The organism is Kineococcus glutinatus, assembly GCF_039542765.1.
Lineage (GTDB): Bacteria > Actinomycetota > Actinomycetes > Actinomycetales > Kineococcaceae > Kineococcus_A > Kineococcus_A glutinatus.
Window position 1 is genome coordinate 1 of the sequence record NZ_BAABIL010000328.1, and the last position, 3,806, is coordinate 3,806.

The 3,806-nt window shown below is 77.0% G+C and carries 3 protein-coding genes; 2 read left to right on the forward strand and 1 reads right to left on the reverse strand.

Going from position 1 to position 3,806, the window contains the following annotated elements:
* Positions 1-215 precede the first annotated feature (215 nt).
* Positions 216-1,124: a LysR family transcriptional regulator gene (locus ABEB16_RS12820; RefSeq protein WP_345712638.1), complete on the reverse strand. Its 909-nt coding sequence runs from the start codon at positions 1,122-1,124 to the stop codon at positions 216-218.
* A gap of 113 nt (positions 1,125-1,237) precedes the next feature.
* Between ABEB16_RS12820 and ABEB16_RS12825 the strand changes: the two genes are divergently transcribed.
* Both ABEB16_RS12825 and ABEB16_RS12830 read left to right on the forward strand, forming a co-directional pair.
* Positions 1,238-2,623, forward strand: coding sequence for an MFS transporter (locus tag ABEB16_RS12825; protein ID WP_345712639.1), 1,386 nt, complete (start codon positions 1,238-1,240; stop codon positions 2,621-2,623).
* A gap of 23 nt (positions 2,624-2,646) precedes the next feature.
* Complete coding sequence (locus tag ABEB16_RS12830; protein WP_345712640.1) at positions 2,647-3,771, forward strand: zinc-binding dehydrogenase; 1,125 nt, start codon at positions 2,647-2,649, stop codon at positions 3,769-3,771.
* The last annotated feature ends 35 nt before the right edge of the window (positions 3,772-3,806 follow it).

Genomic DNA, 3,806 nt, shown 5'->3' on the forward strand with positions numbered 1-3,806 from the left:
GGGCGCCGAGGCCGCTGGAGGCACCGGTGACGAGGGCGGTCCTGCCGTGCAGCGGCAGGGCGCCGGGTCCGGTGGGGGTGGTGGTGCCGCTGCTCTGGGCGGTCATGGCCGCAGACGCTACAACCCGCCCGCGGATCCCGCCCCCGGCGTCCGGCCCGACGTCCCGCGCCCCGTCCCGCGCCCCGTCCCGCGCCCCGTCCTGCGGTGTTCCGGGGTCACGGCGCGACCGGTGCGAGCGGGCCGAGGAGGTCGTCGGCCCGCTCGCGCACGACGGCGTCCAGCAGTTCCGTGACGGCCTCCACGCGGGCCAGGTCGGCGTGTTCGCGCGGCACCGCCAGCCAGTACCGCCGCCGGAACTCCAGCGCGGGCAGCACGGGCACCAGCCGGGGGTCGGTGCGGGCCACGTACTGCGGCAGCGGCGCGATGCCCACCCCGGCGGCGGCCGCCTGCCACTGCACGACGAAGTTCGTGGACTGCACCGCCGGCGGCCGCCGCAGCAGGTCGGCCAGCACCCGCAGCGGCGGCACGTCGAGCAGGGCGTCGACGTAGTGGATGAGGGTGTGCGCGGCGAGGTCCTCCGGCAGCCGCACCGGCGGGTTCGCCGCCAGGTACTCCTCCGTCGCGTACAGCCGCAGCAGGTAGTCGGTGAGGTGGCGGCGGGCCACCCGCGCCGAGGAGGGCGCCTCCAGGGTCACCGCCACGTCGAACTCCCGGCTGGCCGGCGGCAGGTGCGCGGTGGCGGTCACGATCTCCACGACGAGGTCGGGGTTCGCCCGCACGAACGGGCCCAGGCCCGGGGCCAGGACGAACGTGCCGAACCCGTCCGGGGCCAGCACCCGCACCGTCCCCGACAGGGCCGAACCGCGCCGCCCGAGGCGCTGGGTGGCGTCCTGCACGGCCGCCTCGACGCTGGCGGCCGGCTCCAGCAGGGCGCGACCGGCGGCGGTGGGCACCCAGCCGGCGGCGGTGCGGTCGAACAGCCGGTGCCCGGCGGCGCGCTCCATCGCGGTGATGCGCCGCCCGACGGTGGTGTGGTCGACGCCGAGCGCGGCCGCGGCCTGCACGAGCCGGCCGTGCCGGGCCAGGGCCAGGAAGACGCGCAGGTCGTCGGCGGACAGCTCCACGGCTGTGCACTCTCGCACACGGGTGGGCCGGATCGCGGGTTGCCCGGGCGCTGCCGCGCGGGCACGCTGGCGCGGTCGCGGCCGACGGCGTGCCGCAGGAAGGCGGAAACGCGATGTCCTCCAGCCCTGGCTCGGTCACCGAGACGACGGCGGCCCGCAGCAGCCTGCCCCGCGTGGTGGCGGCGAGCCTCGTCGGCACCGTCGTGGAGTGGTACGACTTCTTCCTCTACGGCACCGCCGCGGCGCTGGTGTTCCCGCGGGTGTTCTTCCCCGAGAGCGACCCGCTCATCGGGACGCTGCTGTCGTTCGCCACGTACGCGCTCGGTTTCGTCGCCCGCCCGCTCGGCGGCCTCGTCTTCGGCCACTACGGCGACCGCCTGGGCCGCAAGAAGCTGCTGATGTTCAGCCTCGTCCTCATGGGGGTGGCGACGTTCGCCATCGGCCTGCTGCCGACCTACGGGCAGGTGGGGATCGCAGCGCCGCTGCTGCTGGTGTTCCTGCGGCTGGTGCAGGGTTTCGCCGTGGGTGGTGAGTGGGGCGGCGCGGTGCTGCTGGTCGCCGAGTACGGCACCCCGCGGCGGCGGGCGTTCTGGGCGAGCTGGCCGCAGGCGGGCGTCCCCGCGGGCAACCTCGTGGCCGCCGCCGTCCTCGCGGTGCTGTCCGCGACGCTGTCCGACGACGCGTTCTTCTCCTGGGGCTGGCGCGTCGCGTTCCTGCTGTCCGGTGTGCTCGTGGTCCTCGGTTGGTGGATCCGGCAGTCCGTGGAGGACAGCCCCGTCTTCCGCGAGGCGCGCCAGCGCACCGCCGAGCGCGGCGCCCCGCCGAAGCTGCCCGCCGCCGAGGTGGTCCGCACGTTCCCGCGCGGGCTGCTCACCGGCGCGGGCCTGCGCTTCGGGGAGAACATCGCCTTCTACGTCATCACCGCGTTCTCCCTCACCTACGTCGTGGAGACCGGCGGGCTCTCCCGCACCACGGCCCTCAACGCCGTCCTCGTCGGTGCGGCCGTGGAGGTCTGCGCGATCCCGCTGTTCGGCGTCCTCGCCGACCGGGTGGGCCGCCGGGTCGTCACCGCCGTCGGCGCCGCCGGCATGGTGGCCTGGGCGTTCGCGTTCTTCCCGCTGCTGGACACCGGCTCGACGGGCCTGGTCATCGTGGCCGTCGTCGTGGGCCTCGTGCTGCACGGCGCGATGTACGGGCCGCAGGCGGCGTTCATCGCCGAGTGCTTCCCCACCCGGCTGCGCTACACCGGCTCCTCCATCGCCTACCAGCTCACGTCGATCGTGGCGGGCTCGCTGGCGCCGATCATCGCGGTGGCCCTGCTCGACCGGACCGACTCCTCCCTGCCCATCTCGGTGTACGTGGCGGCCAGCTGCGTCGTCACCGTCGTCGCCGCCCTCACCGCCCACGACCGCACCGGGGTGCCGTTCGAGGAGATCGACGCCCGCTTCGCCGCCGAGGCCGAGGCGCGGGAGCTCGCCCGCGCCGGCGCGCGCCGGTGACGGCGGTCCGCGAGGTCCGCGGCGTGGTGCTGGAACGCACCGGCGCCGCACCGCCCTACGCGGACAGCCGCCCGCTCGTCGTCACCGCGCTGCACCTGGCGCCCCCGGGGCCCGGTGAGGTGCTGCTGCGGGTGGGCGCCGCCAGCGTCTGCCACTCCGACCTGTCGGTGGTCTCCGGCGCGCGGCCGCGGCCGGTGCCGATGCTGCTGGGCCACGAGGGCTGCGGGGTCGTGGAGGAGGTCGGCCCGGGCGTGGAGCACGTGCGCCCCGGGCAGGCCGTCGTGCTGTCGTTCGTGCCCTCCTGCGGCACCTGCCGGGCGTGCGCGGCGGGGCGGCCCGCGCTGTGCGAGGCGGCCGACGCCGCGGCCCGGGCGGGCACGCTGCTCACCGGCAGCCGGCCGGCCTCCCGCGACGGGGCGCCGGTGCACGTCCACCTGGGCGCGTCGGTGTTCGCCGAGCGCACCGTCGTGCACGCCTCCTCGGTGGTGCCGGTGCCCGACGACCTGGCGCCGGTGGACGCCACCCTCTTCGGCTGCGCCACCCTCACCGGCGTCGGCGCAGTGCTGCGCACCGCCGCCGCCCGTCCCGGTGACTCCGCCGCCGTGTTCGGCCTGGGCGGGGTGGGCCTGGCCGCGGTGATGGGTGCCGCGCTGGCGGGCTGCTCCCCCGTCGTGGCCGTCGACCGGGTGCCCGAGAAGGTGGCCCTGGCCCTGGAGGTCGGCGCCAGCCACGGCGTGCTCGCCGCCGGGCGGGAACCGGAGGACGTGGTGGCGCAGGTGCGCGAGCTCACCGGCGGTGGCGCCGACCACGCCTTCGAGGTGGTGGGCGCCCCAGCGGTGTTCGCGCAGGCGTACGCCGCCACCGGCCGCGGCGGCACGACGGTGGCCGTCGGGCTGCCCGGACCGGACGCGGAGCTGCGGCTGCCCGCGGTGGGGCTGGTCGCGCAGGAGCGGCGGGTGCTGGGCAGCTACATGGGTTCGGCGGTGCCCGCCCGCGACGTGCCGCGGTACGTGGCGCTGTTCCGGGCCGGGCGGCTGCCCGTGGACCGGCTGCGCAGCGGTGTCCTCGGCCTGGACGGGGTGAACGAGGCGATGGACGCCCTCGCCGCGGGCACGGCGGTGCGCCAGGTGCTGCTGCCCGGCGGCTGAGCGGGCGGGTCGGCGGGGCGGGGCGGGTCAGCGGG